Genomic DNA, 18,789 nt, shown 5'->3' on the forward strand with positions numbered 1-18,789 from the left:
CATTCAAATCAACGGGCGTACCCTTGAGCACGCCGAAGAATCAATCGCTAGGGAGCCGGTCGTGTCCGCAGTCACACCCGACGGACGCAAGATGCTGCGCCTGGAGGTCCGCAACAGCCAGACCCCCATCGAGCGCAAGCCCGAGTGGATCAAGACCCGGGCGAAAATGGGCCCCGAGTACACGAAGATGCAGAACCTCGTGAAGAGCGAGGGACTGCACACCGTATGCCAGGAAGCCGGCTGCCCGAACATCTACGAGTGCTGGGAGGACCGCGAGGCGACCTTCCTCATCGGCGGCGACCAGTGCACCCGGCGCTGCGACTTCTGCCAGATCGACACCGGCAAGCCCGAGGCCCTCGACCGGGACGAGCCGCGCCGCGTCGGCGAGTCCGTGGTGACGATGGACCTGAACTACGCCACCATCACCGGCGTCGCCCGCGACGACCTGGAGGACGGCGGCGCCTGGCTGTACGCGGAGACGGTCCGCCAGATCCACGCGCAGACGGCCGGCCGCGAGGGCGGTCACACCAAGGTCGAGCTCCTCGCCCCCGACTTCAACGCGGTCCCCGAGCAGCTCGCGGAGGTCTTCTCCGCCCGCCCCGAGGTCTTCGCGCACAACGTCGAGACGGTGCCCAGGATCTTCAAGCGCATCCGCCCCGGCTTCCGCTACGAGCGCTCCCTGAAGGTCATCACCGCGGCCCGCGACTACGGCCTGGTGACCAAGTCCAACCTGATCCTCGGCATGGGCGAGACCCGCGAGGAGGTCAGCGACGCGCTCAGGCAGCTGCACGACGCCGGGTGCGAACTGGTCACCATCACGCAGTACCTGCGCCCGTCCGTGCGCCACCACCCCGTGGAGCGCTGGGTGAAGCCGCAGGAGTTCGTGGAGCTGAAGGAGGAGGCCGAGCAGATCGGCTTCTCCGGCGTGATGTCCGGCCCGCTGGTCCGCTCCTCCTACCGGGCCGGGCGGCTGTACCAGATGGCGGTCGAGAAGCGCGGCGCGTACGTCGCCTCGCAGGCGGTCTGACCCCGCGCCGTGGCACGGAGTGCCAGCGGGTGGGCCTGAGCGCGTGTGAATCCGCGCACAAGCAACTACCGCTCAGTACTGGCCGATTGACGCGGTCCCGGACGTCCCCGCAGATGGGGGCGGTCCCGGGGCCGCGTCAAGGTCTTTTCGCTGCGTAGCAAGGCTTCATTGGTGTTTGACCGGTCGGTCACGCCCTGGTAACACCAATCAGTGACCCTGGTTGTACACCGCGTGCACCGCTCACCAGAGCCGCCATTCCCGAGGGGGGACCTCCATCATGCAGGCCGCGCCCGTTCGCGCCACCGCCATCCCGTCGTTCACCGATGCACTGCGTGCCGTCGAGTCGCTGCTGATGAGCAGCGGTCAGCGCACCGCCCGCCGCAACGCCTGGACCTCCGTCCTGGAGGACCGCCGCCGGGCCAAGGACCGGGTCGAGGCGCAGCGCGTCCTCGAGCAGGTCACGTCCGTCCGTTCCTGACCGTCCCCGACTCCCTTCCCGCCCACTGCCGTCGTCGGCGCTCCCCGGGCCACGTAGACTTCGCACCATGGCGAGGAAGGACACGGCAGCAGACGCTGCGAACCCCGGGCGACTGAAGCAGATCGCCCTGACCTACAAGATGACCCGCAGGGCCGACAAGAAGATCGGTCTTGTACTCGCGGCTGTCGGCATCGGCATCTTCGGTGTTTTCCTCGCGATCGGTTTCTTGATCGGTCACCCCATCTATCTCGGGATCCTGGGCCTGTTGCTCGCCTTCCTCGGAACGGCGATCGTCTTCGGGCGCCGGGCCGAGCGGGCGGCCTTCGGGCAGATGGAGGGCCAGCCGGGCGCCGCCGCGGCGGTGCTGGACAACATCGGCCGCGGCTGGACGACGACGCCGGCGGTGGCGATGAACCGCAGCCAGGACGTCGTGCACCGGGCCGTCGGCAAGGCCGGCATCGTCCTGGTCGCCGAGGGCAACCCGAACCGGGTCAAGAGCCTGCTGGCCGCCGAGAAGAAGAAGATGAACCGCATCGTCGCGGACGTGCCGGTGCACGACGTGATCGTCGGCACGGGCGAGGGGCAGGTCGAGCTGAAGAAGCTGCGGACCACGATGCTCAAGTTCCCGCGGGTGCTGACCGGGCCGCAGGTCACCGCGACCAACGACCGGCTGCGGGCGATGGGCGACCTGATGAGCAACATGCCGGTGCCGAAGGGACCGATGCCGAAGGGCATGAAGCTGCCGAAGGGCGGGCCGAAGGCGCGGTGACCGCAGTCGCGCGCGGACATACGGAGAACACCGCGCGCAGGCATACGGAGAAAGGGGCGTCCCGGGTGACCGGGGCGCCCCTTCGTCATGCGGCCGTCGCGGCCGTCGTGGGCCTAGATCCGCACCTCCACCGTGCCCGCCAGCCGGTCGTGCAGCCCCCGGCCGTCGCGGTCCCAGATCAGGGCCGGGAGGGCGACGCACAGCAGGGCGGTGCGCAGCAGGGCGCGCAGGGGGCTCGGGCGGCCCGTGGCGAGGGTGACCACGCGCAGGCCGAAGAGGCGCTTGCCGGGGGTGAAGCCGAGGGTGCCGACGGTCAGGACGCCGAGCACGAAGAAGACCAGCAGGGCCCAGTTCCCGGTGGCCTGGGGGTGGTAGCCGTGCGTGATCAGACCGTATGCGATCAAGAGGCACAGGCCCCAGTCGACGGCCACGGCGCCGAGCCGCCGTCCCGGGCGGGCGATCGAGCCCGGTCCGTGCTCGGGCAGGCCCAGCTGCTCACCGCGGTATCCGAAGTCGACACCGGCTTCCTCTGCGGCCGCGCGCGGGCCCGAGAGCCACGACCCAACTGCTTCCCTCTTGTCCACGCGTCCACGGTACTGCCCCTGTTTCGCGATACGGACAGGTGGGGTACACCGGGCGGGGTCCGGTTAACTTGTGCGAAACAAATGGGTCACGCCCGAGAAATCACGCGTCCCTAGGGTCGAGGTCAGCGTGTGCCACCGCACTGGCCGCACGAACGAACTACCACCCCGGCAGGCGGTCGGGAGTAGGAGGAGCTGGATGTTCCAGAACGCCGACGAGGCCAAGAAGTTCATCGCGGACGAGGACGTCAAGTTCGTCGACGTCCGCTTCTGCGACCTGCCGGGCGTCATGCAGCACTTCACGGTGCCCGTCGAGGCGTTCGACCCGGACGAGGAGCTCGCCTTCGACGGATCGTCGATCCGTGGTTTCCAGGCGATCCACGAGTCCGACATGGCGCTGCGCGCGGACCTGTCGACCGCCCGGGTCGACCCCTTCCGCCGCGACAAGACGCTCAACATCAACTTCTTCATCCACGACCCGATCACGGGCGAGCAGTACTCCCGTGACCCGCGCAACGTGGCCAAGAAGGCCGAGGCCTACCTCGCGTCGACGGGCATCGCCGACACGGCCTACTTCGGCCCGGAGGCGGAGTTCTACGTCTTCGACAGCGTGCGTTTCGCCACGTCGGCGAACGAGAGCTTCTACCACATCGACTCCGAGGCCGGCGCCTGGAACACCGGTGCGCTGGAGGACAACCGCGGCTACAAGGTCCGCTACAAGGGCGGTTACTTCCCGGTCCCGCCGGTCGACCACTTCGCCGACCTGCGCGCCGAGATCTCCCTGGAGCTGGAGCGGGCCGGCCTGAAGGTCGAGCGCCAGCACCACGAGGTGGGCACCGCCGGCCAGGCGGAGATCAACTACAAGTTCAACACGCTGCTCGCCGCCGCCGACGACCTCCAGCTCTTCAAGTACATCGTGAAGAACGTGGCCTGGCGCAACGGCAAGACCGCGACCTTCATGCCGAAGCCGATCTTCGGCGACAACGGCTCGGGCATGCACGTCCACCAGTCGCTGTGGAGCAACGGCGACCCGCTGTTCTACGACGAGGCCGGCTACGCGGGCCTGTCGGACACCGCCCGCTACTACATCGGCGGCATCCTCAAGCACGCCCCGTCGCTGCTGGCCTTCACCAACCCGACGGTGAACTCCTACCACCGCCTGGTGCCGGGCTTCGAGGCGCCGATCAACCTGGTGTACTCGCAGCGCAACCGCTCCGCCGCGATGCGCATCCCGATCACCGGCTCCAACCCGAAGGCCAAGCGCGTCGAGTTCCGCGCGCCCGACTCCTCCGGCAACCCGTACCTGGCCTTCTCCGCGCTGCTGCTCGCGGGCCTGGACGGCATCAAGAACAAGATCGAGCCGGCCGAGCCGATCGACAAGGACCTCTATGAGCTGGCTCCCGAGGAGCACGCCAACGTCGCGCAGGTCCCGACCTCGCTCCCGGCCGTCCTCGACTCCCTGGAGCGCGACCACGAGTTCCTGCTCGCCGGTGACGTCTTCACGGCCGACCTGATCGAGACCTGGATCGACTTCAAGCGCGCGAACGAGATCGCCCCGCTGCAGCTGCGCCCGCACCCGCACGAGTTCGAGCTCTACTTCGACGTGTGATCGGCGCCCGACCCGGGCATCACGCCCGCGCCCCGCTGTCGTACGGACGGCGGGGCGCGGGCGTATGTTCTATTCTGCCGACGACACGACACGGGGGTGGACGGGATGCCGGAGCACGAACAGGACGGCCAGGAGCGCGAGTTCGACCTGCGGTGGGCGGACAGCGCCGCGTACAAGGAGCCCTCCGCCCGAGCGCGGATGCTGGCCGCGCGGTGGAAGGAGAACCCGCCCGGGCCGCAGCCCTTCCGCGCCGACCCCGGCCCGGTGGCCCCGCGCCGCTCGTCCTGGGTGTCGACGGCGATCGTCCTGGGCTGCGTGGTGGCGGTCATCGTGCTGCTGGGGTGGGCGCGCTTCCGGGCGCCGTACTAGGGACAGGCCCCGCACAGGGACCTTTTGCTGCTCCTAGGGCCGTTCGGGACCGCTTCATGGTGGTCGGCGGGTGCACACTGGAGTGCGGGACGAGTGCCTGACTGCGGGGTGAGGCAGATGCGGAGTCGCTTCAGGAGCGACCGGCGGTTGACCGTGCGGATGACCGTCACGATGTTCCTGCTCGGATTGCTGTACGTGGGCTTCGTGGCCGCGTTGATCGTCTTGTTGAAGTCGTGGCTGCTCGTCGTGGTGCTGCTGGCGGCGATGTTCGTCGCGCAGTTCTGGTTCTCCGACCGGATCGCGATGTTCGCGATGCGCGGGCGGGTCGTGGAGCGGGAGGAGTACCCCGAGCTGCACGCCGTGGTGGACCGGCTGTGCGCGATCGCCGACATGCCGAAGCCGGTCGTCGCCGTCTCCGAGATGGACATGCCGAACGCCTTCGCGACCGGGCGCAGCCCCGATCACGCGGTGGTCTGCGTGACCACCGGGCTGCTGCGCCGGCTGGAGCCCGCCGAACTGGAGGGCGTGCTCGCGCACGAGCTGTCGCACGTGGCGCACAAGGACGTCGCCGTGATCACGATCGCGTCCTTCCTCGGCGTGATCGCCGGACTGATCGTGCGGTTCGCCTTCTACTCGCAGCTGTTCGGCGGCGGGCGCCGGGACCAGAACACCGCGGCCGTCTTCGCCGCCGTGATGGGCGTCTCGGCCGCCGTGTACGCGATCAGCTTCCTGCTGATCAGGGCCCTGTCCCGGTACCGGGAACTGGCCGCGGACCGGGCGGCGGCGCTGCTCACCGGGCGGCCCTCGGCGCTGGCCTCCGCGCTGACCAAGGTCACCGGCGACATCGCCCGGATCCCCACCAAGGACCTGCGGACCGCGCAGGCCTTCAACGCCTTCTACTTCACCCCGGCCACCGGCAAGGAGCCCGGCCTGGAGCGGTTCTTCTCCACCCACCCGACGCTGGACCAGCGGCTGGAGCAACTGGGCCGGATCTCCGCCGAGTTGGGCGAGGCGGCCACCCCTGGAACCGGAAAGGCGTGATGCATGGGGCTGCTGGACATCCTGCTCGGCCGCACGAAGCCGGTCCTGCCCGATCTGGACCGGCTCTTCGCGCTGCCGTCGGCCGCCGTGACCCTTGAGGCCGCGACCGGCTTCACCCCGACCGGCACCGGCGCGGTGTGCTTCGCCACGGTCGAGGGCGGGGCCTTCGAGCAGACCCACCGGGAGGTCCAGGCCCTGCTGGACGCGGACGCCGACCGGGAGGGGCCGCCGGTGGAGCTGAGCCAGGACGAGTTCGGCTACTCCTGGCTGGTCTCCCGCCGCTCCCCCGGCCGGCTGTCCGAGCTGGTCAACGACCTGCACGCGGTGAACAGTTCGATGGAGGTCAACGGCTTCGGGCCGCAACTGCTGTGCTCCCTCGCCGCCTTCGAGGGCGAGGGCGGCAGGCGGCTCGCGCTGGTGTACCTCTACAAGCGGGGCACGTTCTATCCGTTCGCGCCGCTGCCCGGTGGCGGGCAGCGGCGTGACAACGCGCTGGAGCTCGAGGTGAAGGCGGCGCTCGCCGGCGACCTGCGCATGGAGCAGGACCTCAGCCGGTGGTTCCCGGTCTGGGGCGCTCCCGGACTGTGAACCGGACGGCGAGCACTGCGCGCCTCGCCCGCTGCCTGTTCGCCTCGCGCTACTTGCTCTTCTCGCGCTCCTGACGGCGGGACTCCAGGGGGCGCTCACGGCGGTAGCGGCGCTCCCACTTCGCCTGCTGGTCACGGCGCTTGCGGTAGGCCTGGTAGCTGGACGGCATGGATCCCGAGGAGGATCCGCCGCCCGCCGACGAGGACGGTGAGCCGCTGCGTCCGTACTGCAGGTACAGGAACAGTACGGCGACCGCGGCGAGCCACCAGACGTGGTTTCCGAATCCTAAGAGGACCAGGACGACGGTCCCGGATATCAAGATGGTGCCCATCACGGGCCTCCGTGGGCGTGGGTTTCCGAGCGGTGCTGGATGTCGCGACGGGACGCTGGGGGAGGGGCGTCGGGCCGTCGGTGCGTAGAGAGTAGCCCCGAGTCCGGGGGGTGATGCCTGTCCTGCCGAAAGCGGGGTGAGCAGCTCCGCACCGTGTGTCCAGCGTAGGGAAGCGATCACTCGGCGTGCATCTCCTTTTCTCCGGCCCCGAGGGGGCGGCCGGGGCACGCTGTGGCCTCGACGACCACTTCATGCAGAACCTCAGCCAGAACCTGGGGCCCGGGGGCGGGGCGGACGGCTCGTTCCCCGGTCGGGGCCGCCTCAGCCCAGGCGCAAGCGGCCGGCCAGGATGCGTTCCGCCACGGACCGTGCGGACACCCCCTCCGCGAACGTCCGCGCCTTGATCATCTCCAGCGCGTCGGCCACCGTGCAGTCGAGCTGTACGGACACCATGCCGGCGGCCTGGTGCACGAGGGCGTGCACCTGCATGCCGCCGTACAGACTCGGGTCGCCGCCGGAACCGAGGATCATCGAGTGGGTGAGCGCGTCGGCGACCTCGGTGAGGTCCGTCGAGCCGGCGACGCCGGGGGCCGGGTCGAAGACGGTCAGCGCGCCGACGCAGACGTCCTCCATGCCGAGCGGCACGGCGATCACCTCGCTGATGCCGAGCTCCCGCACCGCCGGCCCGTATCCGCCCCAGCGCCGGTCCAGTTCCGGGCCGCGCGCCGACACCGGCCGTACGCTGCGGGCCGCCTCCAGGGCGGGTCCCTCCCCCAGCAGGAACTCCAGTTCCTGGGCGGCGCGGGCCGACTCGTCGGAGGCGGCCACGGCCAGTTGGTCCAGGGCCTCGCCAACCAGGGCGAGGGCGGCGCTGGGGGTGCCGCAGGCCTCCGCGACGCCGGTCATGAACAGGGGCCGTGGGGCGCGCTGGTCGCGGGCCCAGTCCGTCAGCCGCCGCGCGTAGGCGTCCAGCAGTCCGGCCGCGATCAGATGGCGGGCGGCCGTCGAGCGGTGCGCGGCGGCGCTGCGCAGGTGCAGTTCCCGGTGCTGCCGGAGGGGGGCCTCCTGGGCCAGGACCTCGCACCGTTCGGCGAGGCCGATCTCGTGCGCGGCACTGGCACGCGCCGTGTCGGCCTTCCGCTGCGCGGAGGTCAGCGGGTCGGGGGCTCCGAGACCGGGGACCATACCGGAATGCTACGCCCCGCACGGCCCCACAGCGGCGCCCCCGCCACCCGCCCGCGGTTCTCCGCCGGCCGGGTCGCCGGAGGCGTGTCGCGGGGCGTGTTCTGCGGGGGAAGTGCGTTGTCCGGTGGACGTGGGTTTACACGTCCGGGGTTGCTCGTAGCACGCCGGCGGCGATCGCGGTGGCCAGGGTCGCGTGGTCGGTGGTGGTCTGGTCGGCGTAGGACATCGCGAAGTCGGCTACGGCCTGGTCGAAGGTGTCGGCGCCGCCGAGGTAGGCGGCGATGGCGATACGGTCCCCGGAGCGGGCGTGCGCCCGGGCCAGGGCGGTGCCGCAGAGCCGGGCGTAGGCGAGGAGGTCGGCCGGGCTCATGCCGGCGACGTCGGCGGAGCCCTTCATGTCGCGTAGCTGACGCCAGTAGAAGGCACGGCCCTGGGGTCCGCTCATCCACCCCAGGAAGATGTCGCCGGCCGCCTGCAGCAGCCGCTGCCCGGCCACCACGCGGTGCCCGGGATGCACGTAGGGCCCGTGCGGCAGGTGCTCCTCCAGTACGGATCTGCGGGCCTCCTTGATCTGGAGGAACAGCGGGTCGTCGGCGTCCCGCCCGGCGAGCAGCACGATGAAGCAGCGGGTGCCGACGCTGCCCACGCCGACGACCTTGCGGGCGGCGTCCACGAAGCGGTACCGGTCCAGGAGCAGCCTGCGCTCCTCGGAGAGAGTGGACCGGTAGTCGCTGAAGATCTTGCGCAGGGCCGCCATGTCCGGCACACCGGCGGGCTCCAGCAGCGGCGGGTCGTTGATGATACGGCGGCGCCCGTCGACGACCTCGGTGAGCTTGCCGAGTGCCTGCAGGCTGGTGCGGCGGCGGGCGCGGGTGAGGCTGGCCTCGGCGCGGCCGCGGTGCCGGGCGTGACGCAGCAGCGGCAGCAGGCTGTCGGCGTCGATGCGCTCGTACCAGATCTCCAGTTCACCCCGGCCGGCCAGCCGCCGCATGGTCGTGCGGTACGCGGTCACCGCCTCCACGACGCTGCGGCGCGCCTTGGCGTCGCCGTGGCCGTTCTCCCGGCCGGCCACGGCGACGGAGGCCGCGAGACGGTGGACGTCCCATTCGAAGGGGCCGGGGTGGGTCTCGTCGAAGTCGTTCAGGTCGAACAGGAGGGTGCGCTCCGGGGAGGCGTACACACCGAAGTTCAACAGATGGGCGTCGCCGCAGAGTTGCACGGTCAGGCCGGTGTGCGGGCGGCCGGCGAGGTCGGCGGCCATGACGGCGGCGGCGCCGCGCAGGAAGGCGAAGGGGGACGCCGCCATGCGGCCGTACCGGATCGGCAGCAGTTCGGGCAGGCGGTCGCGGCCCTGGCGTTCCAGGACGGCGACGGGGTCGGGGCGGTCGACGGGCGGGACCCAGGAGGCGTGGGCGGAACGGGCGACGCGCTTACGGGCCGCCCTGCCGCGGGCGGCACGGTCGGCGGGCGTGCTCATGACGGCCCCCGGCCTGCGCCACGCCTGCCCATCGTGCCTCCGTCTCGCTCCTCGCGCCGCGGTCAGCGGTTCGCCGTCAGCGGTTCGCGGTCCGCGGTCCGCGGTCCGCGGTTTCGTCCTCGCCGTCCTCTTGATCGCAGTGAAGGCGGGTGCCGGAGGGCGCGCATGTCGGGTACGGCGATCGAGTGACGGGGTGGACGAGGGGACGCGGCCGTTGTCAGTGGGGGCGGGCACGATGGGGGGACCGGTGGAGCGACGGGGAGGTCGGGATGAGTGGCGCGGTGCGGTACGTCGGGGTGGCCGAGCGGCGGGCGCGGCTGGCGTCGCGGATGCGGCTGGCCGGGGGCACGCGGGCGGGCAGCCCGGAGGAGGTCGCCGGGTCGTTGGTCGCGCTGCACGGGTCGGACCCGGCGACGGTGTACCTGGCGATAGGCGCGCGGCTCGCCGACGCGGCCCGGACCGTGCCGGAGACGGAGCGGGCGCTGTACGGCGACCGGACGCTGGTCCGGATGCACGGCATGCGGCACACCGTGTTCGTCTTCCCCACGGAGCTGACCGCCGTCGTGCACGCCTCGACGGGGCTCACGGTCGCCGCCCGGGAGCGAGCCGCGCTGCTCAAGGACATGGCGACGGCGGGGGCGCCCGACGCGGCGTGGCTGAAGGAGGTCGAGGAGTCGGCGCTGGCCGCGCTGGCGCGGCGCGGCCAGGCGACGGCGGCGGAACTCGCCGTGGACGAGCCGCGGCTCAAGGAGCAGTTCGTGTACGCGGCCGGGAAGAGCTACGAGGGCGTGCACACCGTCTCCACGCGGCTGCTGAGGGTGCTGGGCGTGGAGGGGAAGGTCGTGCGGGGCCGGCCGCTCGGATCGTGGACGTCGAGTCAGTTCCGCTGGGCGGTGGCCCCGGCGCATCCGGAACTCGATGTCGCGGAGGCGCAGGCGGCGTTGCTCGGGCGGTGGCTGGCGGTGTGCGGGCCGGCGACCGAGGCGGACCTGAAGTGGTGGACCGGGTGGAGGGTGACGGAGGTCCGGCGGGCGCTCGCGGCGATCGGGGCGGAGACGGTGGCGGTGGACGAGGGCACGGCGTACGTCGTGGCCGGGGACGCCGGTCCGGTGGCGGAGCCGGTCGAGCCGTGGGCGGCGTTGTTGCCGGCGCTGGATCCGACGGCGATGGGGTGGCGGGAGCGGGACTGGTATCTGGCCCCGGGGCTGCGGTCCTCGTTGTTCGACAGGAGCGGCAACGTGGGACCGACGGTGTGGTGGGACGGGCGGGTGGTGGGCGGTTGGGCCCAGCGGGCGGACGGGGAGATCGTGTGGCGCTTGCCGGACGAGGAGGGCGTGGGGCGGGAGGGGGCGGCCGCGATCGGGGCGGCGGCGGAGAGGTTGCGGGAGTGGGTGGGGACGGTGAGGGTGACGCCGCGCTTCCGGACGCCGGTGGAGAAGGAGTTGGCGTCCGCCTGAGCGTCACACATGACGTAGACGCCACCACATGACGTGAGGCGTCACCACATGACCGGTACGCCGAGGAACTCCAGGCACCGCTGCATCCGTGCCGGACGCCTCCGGCAGAGGCGCCCGGCACCGCCGGCTCAGCGGGTGTAGCGGAGCAGGGCTCGGACCATGTGGCACGTGGTGTCGGACGGGGGATGGACGCCGATCAGCTCGGCGGTGTCGCGGATCGTCTCGTTGCGGGCCTGGTTCGGCACGTACACGCCCGAGTCGAGGAGGGCGATCGCGAGCCGCATCGCCTTGAGGCGGCGGTTGTGCGTGATGTACCACTCGCGCGGCCGTCCCGGTGGCAACGGCCGCTTCTCCACGGGCTCGTAGGGCAGGTCGAGCAGAACGGGACGCTTGGCGGTCGACTGGGTCGGCTTCGGCTTCAGTGCGGCAGCGGGCACAGGCATCCTCCTGTCGCGGTCGTCAGGGTGTACGGGGAAGAGCGAAGCCCCCGAACACCCTCGAACACTTCTTCTAGTGTACCGCCCGCCACTGACAAAAGGCCCTGGCCACAAGGGCTTTCGGGGTGTCCATCGCGTACCGTTGGCCCCATGGAGATCTGGATCAACCCGGCCTGCTCGAAGTGCCGCAGCGCCCTCACCCTGCTCGACGCCGAGGGCGCCGACTACACCGTCCGCCGCTACCTGGAGGACGTGCCGAGCGAGGCCGAGATCAGGGACGTACTCGAACGGCTCGGCCTCGAACCGTGGGACATCACCCGCACCCAGGAGCCCGCCGCCAAGGAGCTCGCGCTCAAGGACTGGCCCCGTGACGACGCCTCCCGCGACCGCTGGATCGCCGCGCTCGCCGAGCACCCCAAGCTGATCCAGCGCCCGATCATCACCGCGGACGACGGCACCGCGGTGGTCGCGCGCACCGAGGACGCCGTACGGGATGCCCTGTCCCGATGACGGCCGGGCGCGGCGAAGGCGTGCTGTGAGCCGGCTGCAACCTTGCTGTGACGCACGTTACTTCGGTGACCCCTGTAACCGTTGAGTAACGTCGGTTCGGTATCTCGTACATAGCGGCGTACGCTCCCCGACCTCCCAGGAGGCGCGCATGTCGCGTAGGAGAACTGCCAGTACGAAGAAGAAGCTCGCGCTGCTGGTGAGCGCGGCGGCGGTGGCGGGAGGCGGGGCCTTCGCCCTGGCCAGCACCTCGAACGCCGCGCAGTCGCAGTCCCCGTCGGCGCGGACCCTGTCCGCCGACTCGGCCGTCTGCCAGGGGCTGGCCACCGCCCTCGGCAACAACCAGAAGTTCATCGACGGCCAACGGGCCCATCCCGACGCCCAGTCGGCGGCCCGGATCGCCAACCGCGAGGCCGTCATCGCGCAGATCAAGGTCCAGCAGAAGGCGTCCGGTTGCGCGGTCGGGGAGTCGGCTCAGGACTCCCAGACCGCCGGGACCGGCCAGGGCGCTCAGCCGTCGCAAGCCGCTTCCACCCCCGCCTCTGCCTCCGCCTCCGCCACCGCCACCGCCCCGGCGGGAAACGCCGGTGGTCAGGCTGCCGCCTCCGGGCAGCAGGTCTGCAAGGGCTCGACTGTCACGCTCTCCGGCGAGGCCGGTGCCCCCGCGGCCTCCAGCAACCAGTTCCCGGCGGGGACGACGCTCAAGGTGACCAACCTCGACAACAACAAGTCCACGACGGTCAAGGTCACCTCGGTCTCCGGCAGCTGCGTGCTGCTCAACAACGCGGCCTTCGAACAGGTCCGCGAGCCCGGCAAGTTCCTGATCCGCCGGGCACTGATCGAGAAGGTGGGGTGAGGCCCTGAGACGACGCCCTCGTACGTGTCACAGGCCCCGCCACCCGCGGCCACGGGCGGCGGGGCCTGCCCCAAACCTTCCTCACCGCGTGAATCGCGCCACACCACGACCAGGTAACACCGGGTTCACATTCGAGCAATGATCGGGAAATCGCCTGTTGACAGGCTCGCGGGCGACATCGACGCGGCGCCCCAGTGCCGCAGCGCCGCAGCACCCGCAAGTGCGCCTAGACCCACCCCCGAAGGATGTGGCCCGTGAGCTTCAAGGCTGAGTACATCTGGATCGACGGCACCGAGCCGACGGCCAAGCTGCGTTCCAAGACGAAGATCCTCGCCGACGACGCCAAGGGCCAGGACCTGCCGATCTGGGGCTTCGACGGGTCCTCCACCAACCAGGCCGAGGGCCACGCCTCGGACTGCGTACTCAAGCCGGTCTTCTCCTGCCCGGACCCGATCCGCGGCGGCGACGACATCCTCGTCCTGTGCGAGGTCTACAACATCGACATGACGCCGCACGAGACGAACACGCGTGCCGCGCTCATCGAGGTGGCCGAGAAGTTCGCCGCCCAGGAGCCGATCTTCGGCATCGAGCAGGAGTACACCTTCTTCAAGGACGGCTACCCGCTCGGCTTCCCCAAGGGCGGCTTCCCGGCCCCGCAGGGCGGCTACTACTGCGGTGTCGGCGCGGACGAGATCTTCGGCCGTGACGTCGTCGAGGCGCACCTGGAGAACTGCCTGAAGGCGGGTCTGGGCATCTCCGGCATCAACGCCGAGGTCATGCCCGGCCAGTGGGAGTTCCAGGTCGGCCCGCTCTCCCCGCTGGAGGTCTCCGACCAGCTGTGGGTGGCCCGCTGGCTGCTGTACCGCACCGCCGAGGACTTCGGCGTCTCCGCGACGCTGGACCCCAAGCCGGTGAAGGGCGACTGGAACGGCGCGGGCGCGCACACCAACTTCTCCACCAAGGCGATGCGCGAGGGCTACGACGCGATCATCACCGCGTGCGAGTCGCTGGGCGAGGGCTCCAAGCCGCTCGACCACGTCAAGAACTACGGCGCCGGCATCGACGACCGCCTGACCGGCCTGCACGAGACCGCCCCGTGGGACAAGTACTCCTACGGCGTCTCCAACCGCGGCGCCTCGGTGCGCATCCCGTGGCAGGTCGAGAAGGACGGCAAGGGCTACATCGAGGACCGCCGCCCCAACGCCAACGTCGACCCGTACGTCGTGACGCGGCTGCTCGTCGACACCTGCTGCTCCGCGCTGGAGAAGGCCGGCCAGGTCTGATCCGCCGACTCCGCTCTTCGGTCCGCGGGCCGTGAGCTCGTCAGGGGCGTTCACCGGAAACGGTGGACGCCCCTCGCTGTGCCGCCCTCCCGTCTGCTTCAATGGCTCCATGGCCAGCTTCCAGAAGTCCACCGCTACGGGTCGCCATGACCTGGAGCCGTTCTGGCCTTCCCGTCAGCACCACGACTTCGACCGGGTGTGTTGTCGCGCGACGAACGCGCCGGCCCTCTAAAGCCGTACACGGCCCTCGACCGCCGTACACCACTCGGCCTTCGGCCCGCGCGCAACCGCGTACGTCCCTTCCGACGAACCTCTCGCGCGAAAGAGCTGACCTCTCATGGCGACCACTCGTCCGCTGACCTCCGCCCCCGCTCCCGTCTCCGTCTCCACCGCCGTCTCCTCCCCCTCCCCCGCCCGGCACCGGCTGCGCGCCGTCGATCCCGACGAGGTGATCGACGTGTCGGAGTTCCTGCCGCCGGGCGCCACCTGGCTGCCGGCGCCGCAGCACACCCTGCCCACGCTGCCGGGACAGCCGCCGATGGTCGGCTACCTCGTCCTCATCCCGGCCGACCGCCCGGACCTCGTCCCCGCGCTGCCGGAGCTCGCCGAGCCCGCCGAGGAGACCGGCGACCCACTCGTGCGCGTCGACACCACGCAGCGCACCGCCTCCGTCGACGGGCGTGAACTCGACCTGACCTACCTGGAGTTCGAGCTGCTCGCGCACCTCGTCGCGCATCCGAACCGGGTGCACACGCGCGACCAGCTGGTCACCACCGTGTGGGGCTACGGCCACGTGGGCGACGGCCGCACGGTCGACGTCCACATCGCCCGGCTGCGCCGCAAGCTGGGCGCCGAGCACCGGCAGGCGATCCAGACGGTACGCCGGGTCGGGTACAAGTACACGCCGCCGACCGGGCGTTGATCCGCCGCGCGCTCTTCCTCTGCCAATGGCAGATTCGTGTTCCGTCCCGCCCGCGCGCCGGGCACAGTCACCGGCATGAGACTTCTGGTGCTGGGCGGGACGGAGTTCGTGGGACGGGCCGTGGTGGAGGCGGCGCTCGGACGCGGCTGGGAGGTGACCGTCTTCAACCGGGGGCGGCACCAACCTCCGCCGGGCGTACGGGCGTTGCGCGGTGACCGGACGGCTCCCGGCGGACTCGCCGCGCTGGCGGAGGGCACCTGGGACGCCGTCGTCGACACCTGGTCGGCGGCGCCCCGGCCGGTCCGGGACGCGGCGCGGCTGCTGCGGGGCCGCGCCGGCCGGTACGTGTACGTGTCGAGCTGCTCCGTCTACGCCTGGGCGCCGCCCGCCGGTTACACCGAGGACGCGCCGCTGGTCGAGGGCGCCGATCCCCGTGCGGACGGGACGGACTACGCGCGCGACAAGCTGGGCGGCGAGCTGGCCGCCGTGGAGTCCTTCGGCGCGGACCGGTCGGTGCTCGTACGGGCCGGGCTGATCCTGGGGCCGTACGAGAACGTCGGGCGGCTGCCGTGGTGGCTGGGCCGGATCGCCCGGGGCGGGCCCGTACTGGCGCCTGGGCCAAGGGAGTTGGAGCTTCAGTACATCGACGTGCGGGACCTTGCCGCGTGGGTGCTCGGGGCGGTGGAGCGGGAGTCGAGCGGGCCGTACAACCTGATCGGGCCGCAGGGGCACGCCACCATGGGTGAGCTCCTCGACGCCTGCGTGGAGGTCACCGGCGCGGCGGCCGAGCTGTGCTGGACCGAGCCGCGGGTGATCCTCGACGCGGGCATCGAGCCGTGGACCCAGCTGCCGGCCTGGGTGCCGCCCGGCAGCGACATGTACGACGCCCTGTACTCCGCGGACGTCTCACGGGCCCTGGCAACGGGTCTGTCCTGCCGTCCCGTCCGCGAGACGGTCGCCGACACCTGGACCTGGCTGCAACGCCTCGCCGGCACCGCACGGACCCGACCCGACCGAACGGCCAAGGGACTCGACCCGGAAGCGGAGGCGAAGGTCCTGGCGACGACACGGGCCAACGACACGGGCCGCTGACCGCCCGCGGCAGGGGCGGCGACGAAGGCCGACGACCACCTACACCGGAACGACGACGGAAGCCAACGGCCGACTGCGCGGAAACGGCGACGGAAGCCAGAGACCGCCTGCACGGAGACGACGACGAACGCCAGAAACCGCCTGCACGGGAACGGCGACGAAGGCCGACGACCACCTGCACCGGGACGGCGACGAACGCCAGAAACCGCCTGCACGGGGACGACGACGGAAGCCAGAGACCGCCTGCGCGGAGACGGCGACGAAGGCCGACGACCACCTGCACCGGGACGGCGACGGAAGCCTGCGCCCGACTGCGCGGAGACGGCGACGAAGGCCAGAGACCGCCTGCACGGGGAAGGCGACGGAAACCAGAGACCGCCTGCATGGGGACGGCGACGGACGCCTGCGACCGACTGCGCAGAGACGACGACGAAGGCCAGAGACCGCCTGCGCGGAGACGGCGACGGAAGCCTGCGACCGACTGCACGGGGCGGGGAACGGCTGGCACCGGCCTTCGCGCGGGACGGCATGCCGGCAGCCCCCCACACCACGCGGCGCACCCGGCACCGGCCTTCACGCGAGACAGTGCGCCGGCAGTCCCCCGCACCGCGCGGCGCACCCGGCACCGGCCTTCGCGCGGGACAGTGGGCCGGCAGGTTCCCGCACCGCGCGGCGTACCCGGCACCGGCCTTCGCGCGGGACGGCATGCCGGCAGTCCCCCGCGCCGCGTGGCGTACGCGCGAGACAGTGGGCCGGCAGGCTCGCGCGTCGCGTGGTGTACCTGGTGCCACCCCCACGCGGGGTGCCCGGCCCCGTGACCCTTCCTGGTGGCTCGGTCAGACTGCTCGTATGGACAGCGACACGACGTACGCCAACGCCCGGGAACGGGCCCGTGGTTCGGCTCTGGCCGGGGTCCGCGGGCTGGCTCTGGCCCTGTTGACCCTGCCCGGTGCGGTCCTGTGCTGCACGCTCGCCGCCGTGTCCCTCGCGCTCGTCCCGGTCGGGGTCGGGATCGTCACGACGCCGTGGGTGCTGACCGGCGTGCGGGCCTTCGCGGACGCGCGCCGGGTGCTCGCCGCCCAGTGGTGCGGGGTGCGGATCGCGTCGGCGTACCGGCCGCTCCCCCAGGGCGCCAACCCCTGGACGCGCACCGTCGGCATGCTGCGCGACCCGGCGACCTGGCGGGACCTGCGGTGGCTGCCGGTGGACATGAGCGCCGGGTTCGTCACGGCGCTGCTGCCGGCGGTGCTGGTGTTCTACCCGCTGGAGGGATTCGCGGTCGTGGCCGGGCTGTGGCGGGTGTTCCCCGGCGGCGGCTACTGGTACGGGTTCGTGCACGTCACCAGCCAGACGTCGGCGTTCGGCGCGGGCGCCCTGGCGCTCGTCCTCCTGCCCTTCGCCGGCTTCCTTCCCCAGCGCCTGCTGACCGCCCACTTCCGCCTCACCCGCGCCCTGTTGACCCCGAGTCAGGCCGAACTCGCCGAACGGGTACGCGTGTTGACCGAGACGCGGCGCGACGCCGTCGACACCTCCGCCGCCGAACTGCGCCGCATCGAGCGCGACCTGCACGACGGCGCCCAGGCCCGTCTGGTGGCCATGGGCATGGACCTCGGCACCATCGAGGCGCTCCTGGACAAGGACCCGGCGCAGGCCAAACGGCTGCTCGCGCAGGCCCGTCAGTCCTCCGCCGACGCCCTCGCCGAGCTGCGCGACCTGGTACGCGGCATCCACCCGCCGGTGCTCGCCGAGCGCGGACTGGGCGACGCCGTACGGGCGCTGGCGCTGCGGCTGCCGGTCGCCACCGAGGTGACCGTCGAGGTCCCGGGCCGCGCGGACGCGCCGGTGGAGTCGGCCGCCTACTTCGCCGTCAGCGAGGTGCTGACCAACGCGGTCAAGCACGCCGACGCCGACCGGATCTGGATCGACGTGCACCACACCGACGACCGGCTGCGGATCACCGTCACCGACAACGGCAGGGGCGGCGCGGTGATCGGGGCCGGTTCGGGGCTGGCCGGAGTCGAGCGGCGACTCGGTACATTCGACGGCGTCCTCGCCGTCAGCTCACCCGCGGGCGGCCCCACCATGGTCACCATGGAGCTGCCTTGCGTGTTGTCCTAGCCGAAGACCTCTTCCTGCTGCGCGACGGTCTGGTGCGGCTGCTTGAGGCCCACGACTTCGAGATCGCCGCCGCGGTCGAGAGCGGCCCCGAGCTCACCCGCGCGCTGGCCGAGCTGGACCCGGACGTCGCCGTGGTCGACGTACGCCTGCCGCCCACGCACACCGACGAGGGGCTGCAGTGCGCACTGCGGGCCCGCCGGGAGCGCCCCGGGCTGCCGGTGCTGGTGCTGTCGCAGCACGTGGAGCAGCTGTACGCGCGCGAGCTGCTCGCCGACGGCAGCGGCGGGGTCGGCTACCTGCTCAAGGACCGGGTGTTCGACGCGGAGCAGTTCGTGGACGCCGTACGGCGGGTCGCGGCGGGCGGCACGGCCATGGACCCGCAGGTCATCCAGCAGCTGCTCACCCGGCGGGCCGCCGACGACCGGCCGCTGGGCCGGCTCACGCCCCGGGAGCTGGAGGTGCTGGAGCTGATGGCGCAGGGCCGCTCGAACGCGGCGATCGCCGCGCAGCTCGTCGTCACGGAACGGGCGATCGCCAAGCACACCTCCAACATCTTCGCCAAACTGGACCTCGAGGTGTCGGACGACGACAATCGCCGCGTCCTGGCCGTACTGGCCTATCTCGACCACGGCCGCTGAACACCTCCCGTGGCGGACACGTAA

At 71.6% G+C, this 18,789-nt stretch carries 20 protein-coding genes; 15 read left to right on the plus strand and 5 right to left on the minus strand.

The window, feature by feature from the left end; translation table 11 throughout:
• Positions 1-61: 61 nt before the first annotated feature.
• The 3 genes from lipA (at position 62) to ACYF6T_RS27825 (ending at position 2,274) form a co-directional block, all read left to right on the plus strand.
• Positions 62-1,027, plus strand: a complete 966-nt coding sequence (gene lipA / locus ACYF6T_RS27815) for a lipoyl synthase (RefSeq protein WP_461699803.1) — start codon at positions 62-64, stop codon at positions 1,025-1,027.
• 277 nt (positions 1,028-1,304) lie between these two features.
• Positions 1,305-1,505 (plus strand): SCO2195 family GlnR-regulated protein, encoded by a 201-nt coding sequence (locus ACYF6T_RS27820; protein ID WP_461699804.1) that lies wholly within the window; start codon positions 1,305-1,307, stop codon positions 1,503-1,505.
• Between the two features lie 67 nt (positions 1,506-1,572).
• Entirely contained in the window at positions 1,573-2,274 is a 702-nt protein-coding gene (locus ACYF6T_RS27825) for a DUF4191 domain-containing protein (protein WP_461699805.1), read from the plus strand.
• A 113-nt stretch (positions 2,275-2,387) separates the two neighbouring features.
• Here the strand turns inward: ACYF6T_RS27825 and ACYF6T_RS27830 are convergent, their stop codons facing one another.
• Positions 2,388-2,858 carry an RDD family protein gene (locus ACYF6T_RS27830; protein ID WP_461699806.1) on the minus strand — a complete coding sequence of 157 codons (471 nt, stop codon included), beginning with the start codon at positions 2,856-2,858 and terminating at the stop codon, positions 2,388-2,390.
• Between the two features lie 196 nt (positions 2,859-3,054).
• Between ACYF6T_RS27830 and glnA the strand changes: the two genes are divergently transcribed.
• The 4 genes from glnA to pspAB all read left to right on the plus strand — a co-directional run bounded on the left by glnA (position 3,055) and on the right by pspAB (position 6,462).
• Positions 3,055-4,464 carry a type I glutamate--ammonia ligase gene (glnA, locus tag ACYF6T_RS27835; protein ID WP_461699807.1) on the plus strand — a complete coding sequence of 470 codons (1,410 nt, stop codon included), beginning with the start codon at positions 3,055-3,057 and terminating at the stop codon, positions 4,462-4,464.
• Positions 4,465-4,569: 105 nt separating this feature from the next.
• Positions 4,570-4,833: an SCO2583/SCO2584 N-terminal domain-containing protein gene (locus tag ACYF6T_RS27840; protein ID WP_461699809.1), complete on the plus strand. Its 264-nt coding sequence runs from the start codon at positions 4,570-4,572 to the stop codon at positions 4,831-4,833.
• Between the two features lie 117 nt (positions 4,834-4,950).
• On the plus strand, positions 4,951-5,874 hold the full coding sequence (htpX, locus tag ACYF6T_RS27845; RefSeq protein ID WP_461699811.1) for a zinc metalloprotease HtpX: 924 nt from the start codon (positions 4,951-4,953) through the stop codon (positions 5,872-5,874).
• 3 nt (positions 5,875-5,877) lie between these two features.
• Entirely contained in the window at positions 5,878-6,462 is a 585-nt protein-coding gene (pspAB, locus tag ACYF6T_RS27850; RefSeq protein ID WP_461699813.1) for a PspA-associated protein PspAB, read from the plus strand.
• Positions 6,463-6,511: 49 nt separating this feature from the next.
• On the opposite strand, the gene ACYF6T_RS27855 is transcribed toward pspAB, so the two are convergent.
• The 3 genes from ACYF6T_RS27855 to ACYF6T_RS27865 all read right to left on the minus strand — a co-directional run bounded on the left by ACYF6T_RS27855 (position 6,512) and on the right by ACYF6T_RS27865 (position 9,455).
• Positions 6,512-6,793 carry a hypothetical protein gene (locus ACYF6T_RS27855; RefSeq protein WP_461699815.1) on the minus strand — a complete coding sequence of 94 codons (282 nt, stop codon included), beginning with the start codon at positions 6,791-6,793 and terminating at the stop codon, positions 6,512-6,514.
• A 321-nt stretch (positions 6,794-7,114) separates the two neighbouring features.
• Complete coding sequence (locus ACYF6T_RS27860) at positions 7,115-7,978, minus strand: GAF and ANTAR domain-containing protein (RefSeq protein WP_461699816.1); 864 nt, start codon at positions 7,976-7,978, stop codon at positions 7,115-7,117.
• Between the two features lie 136 nt (positions 7,979-8,114).
• Positions 8,115-9,455: a DUF2252 domain-containing protein gene (locus ACYF6T_RS27865; RefSeq protein ID WP_461699818.1), complete on the minus strand. Its 1,341-nt coding sequence runs from the start codon at positions 9,453-9,455 to the stop codon at positions 8,115-8,117.
• Positions 9,456-9,724: 269 nt separating this feature from the next.
• Here ACYF6T_RS27865 and ACYF6T_RS27870 point away from each other — a divergent pair, with 269 nt between their 5' ends.
• Complete coding sequence (locus tag ACYF6T_RS27870) at positions 9,725-10,912, plus strand: winged helix DNA-binding domain-containing protein (RefSeq protein ID WP_461699819.1); 1,188 nt, start codon at positions 9,725-9,727, stop codon at positions 10,910-10,912.
• A 128-nt stretch (positions 10,913-11,040) separates the two neighbouring features.
• Here the strand turns inward: ACYF6T_RS27870 and ACYF6T_RS27875 are convergent, their stop codons facing one another.
• On the minus strand, positions 11,041-11,349 hold the full coding sequence (locus ACYF6T_RS27875) for a hypothetical protein (protein WP_461699820.1): 309 nt from the start codon (positions 11,347-11,349) through the stop codon (positions 11,041-11,043).
• Between the two features lie 150 nt (positions 11,350-11,499).
• Here ACYF6T_RS27875 and ACYF6T_RS27880 point away from each other — a divergent pair, with 150 nt between their 5' ends.
• From ACYF6T_RS27880 to ACYF6T_RS27910, 7 genes are all read left to right on the plus strand, one after another.
• Complete coding sequence (locus ACYF6T_RS27880; protein ID WP_461699821.1) at positions 11,500-11,859, plus strand: arsenate reductase family protein; 360 nt, start codon at positions 11,500-11,502, stop codon at positions 11,857-11,859.
• A 148-nt stretch (positions 11,860-12,007) separates the two neighbouring features.
• The gene (locus ACYF6T_RS27885; protein WP_461699822.1) at positions 12,008-12,712 is read left to right on the plus strand and encodes a hypothetical protein; all 705 of its coding nucleotides are present in this window, start codon (positions 12,008-12,010) and stop codon (positions 12,710-12,712) included.
• 254 nt (positions 12,713-12,966) lie between these two features.
• The gene (gene glnII, locus ACYF6T_RS27890; RefSeq protein ID WP_461699824.1) at positions 12,967-13,995 is read left to right on the plus strand and encodes a glutamine synthetase; all 1,029 of its coding nucleotides are present in this window, start codon (positions 12,967-12,969) and stop codon (positions 13,993-13,995) included.
• A 337-nt stretch (positions 13,996-14,332) separates the two neighbouring features.
• Complete coding sequence (locus ACYF6T_RS27895; RefSeq protein WP_461699826.1) at positions 14,333-14,917, plus strand: winged helix-turn-helix domain-containing protein; 585 nt, start codon at positions 14,333-14,335, stop codon at positions 14,915-14,917.
• Between the two features lie 75 nt (positions 14,918-14,992).
• Complete coding sequence (locus ACYF6T_RS27900) at positions 14,993-16,009, plus strand: SDR family oxidoreductase (RefSeq protein ID WP_461699828.1); 1,017 nt, start codon at positions 14,993-14,995, stop codon at positions 16,007-16,009.
• 849 nt (positions 16,010-16,858) lie between these two features.
• Positions 16,859-18,127, plus strand: a complete 1,269-nt coding sequence (locus tag ACYF6T_RS27905) for a sensor histidine kinase (protein WP_461699829.1) — start codon at positions 16,859-16,861, stop codon at positions 18,125-18,127.
• The gene (locus ACYF6T_RS27910; RefSeq protein ID WP_461699830.1) at positions 18,112-18,765 is read left to right on the plus strand and encodes a response regulator transcription factor; all 654 of its coding nucleotides are present in this window, start codon (positions 18,112-18,114) and stop codon (positions 18,763-18,765) included. Before ACYF6T_RS27905 ends, ACYF6T_RS27910 begins: the two co-directional genes overlap by 16 nt.
• The last annotated feature ends 24 nt before the right edge of the window (positions 18,766-18,789 follow it).

It is taken from the genome of Streptomyces sp. 7R007 (assembly GCF_054850255.1).

Coding starts and splice junctions, on each gene's coding strand:
- ACYF6T_RS27820 (WP_461699804.1), top strand. CDS start 1,305: ATGCAGGCCGCGCCCGTTCGCGCCACCGCCATCCCGTCGTTCACCGAT.
- ACYF6T_RS27825 (WP_461699805.1), top strand. CDS start 1,573: ATGGCGAGGAAGGACACGGCAGCAGACGCTGCGAACCCCGGGCGACTG.
- glnA (WP_461699807.1), top strand. CDS start 3,055: ATGTTCCAGAACGCCGACGAGGCCAAGAAGTTCATCGCGGACGAGGAC.
- ACYF6T_RS27840 (WP_461699809.1), top strand. CDS start 4,570: ATGCCGGAGCACGAACAGGACGGCCAGGAGCGCGAGTTCGACCTGCGG.
- htpX (WP_461699811.1), top strand. CDS start 4,951: ATGCGGAGTCGCTTCAGGAGCGACCGGCGGTTGACCGTGCGGATGACC.
- pspAB (WP_461699813.1), top strand. CDS start 5,878: ATGGGGCTGCTGGACATCCTGCTCGGCCGCACGAAGCCGGTCCTGCCC.
- ACYF6T_RS27855 (WP_461699815.1), bottom strand. CDS start 6,793: ATGGGCACCATCTTGATATCCGGGACCGTCGTCCTGGTCCTCTTAGGA.
- ACYF6T_RS27860 (WP_461699816.1), bottom strand. CDS start 7,978: ATGGTCCCCGGTCTCGGAGCCCCCGACCCGCTGACCTCCGCGCAGCGG.
- ACYF6T_RS27865 (WP_461699818.1), bottom strand. CDS start 9,455: ATGAGCACGCCCGCCGACCGTGCCGCCCGCGGCAGGGCGGCCCGTAAG.
- ACYF6T_RS27870 (WP_461699819.1), top strand. CDS start 9,725: ATGAGTGGCGCGGTGCGGTACGTCGGGGTGGCCGAGCGGCGGGCGCGG.
- ACYF6T_RS27880 (WP_461699821.1), top strand. CDS start 11,500: ATGGAGATCTGGATCAACCCGGCCTGCTCGAAGTGCCGCAGCGCCCTC.
- ACYF6T_RS27885 (WP_461699822.1), top strand. CDS start 12,008: ATGTCGCGTAGGAGAACTGCCAGTACGAAGAAGAAGCTCGCGCTGCTG.
- ACYF6T_RS27895 (WP_461699826.1), top strand. CDS start 14,333: ATGGCGACCACTCGTCCGCTGACCTCCGCCCCCGCTCCCGTCTCCGTC.
- ACYF6T_RS27900 (WP_461699828.1), top strand. CDS start 14,993: ATGAGACTTCTGGTGCTGGGCGGGACGGAGTTCGTGGGACGGGCCGTG.
- ACYF6T_RS27905 (WP_461699829.1), top strand. CDS start 16,859: ATGGACAGCGACACGACGTACGCCAACGCCCGGGAACGGGCCCGTGGT.